This is a genomic window from Micromonospora aridisoli (assembly GCF_056150025.1).
Window position 1 is genome coordinate 1 of the sequence record NZ_JAXCFK010000086.1, and the last position, 606, is coordinate 606.

At 62.5% G+C, this 606-nt stretch carries 1 protein-coding gene; it reads right to left on the bottom strand.

Annotated features, from left to right (window positions below; translation table 11 throughout):
• Positions 1-606 (bottom strand): dihydroxy-acid dehydratase domain-containing protein (locus tag SM447_RS29485; RefSeq protein WP_474576134.1); only part of this gene is annotated, 606 nt, incomplete at both ends.

Genomic DNA, 606 nt, shown 5'->3' on the forward strand with positions numbered 1-606 from the left:
CACGTTCTTGGACAGGATCTCGAAGACGGCCTCGTCCTGGGACTCGACCACGAAGGCCCTCCCCACGAAGTGGAACAGCTCCTCGTCGATGCCGGCGGTCTTGATGACCGCCCCGTCCTCGGCGATGTTGCCGTAGAGGATCGCCAGGCCGCCGTCCCGTGTGTAGGCGTGCTCCACCGAGCGGATGCAGCCGTCCTCGCCGTCGAGGTCGAGGGACTCGAACGTGTTGGCCGTGGAGAACGCCTGCGTGGTGCGCACGCCACCGGGGGCCGCCTTGAACAGTTCTTCCGCAGCGGGATTATTTGCGACCTTGATGTCCCATTTGGCAATCGCTTCACCCATGGTGGACGAATGCACGGTCGGCACGTCATTGTGCAGCAAACCAGCGCGGCTGAGTTCACCAAGGATCGAGAAGATGCCACCGGCGCGGTGCACGTCTTCCATGTGGACGTTGTGAATGTTCGGCGCGACCTTGCAGAGGCACGGCACTTTGCGCGACAGGCGGTCCATGTCGGTCATGTCGAAATCAACTTCGCCTTCGTTGGCGATGGCCAGCAGGTGCAGAACCGTGTTGGTCGAGCCACCCATGGCGATGTCCAGCGACAT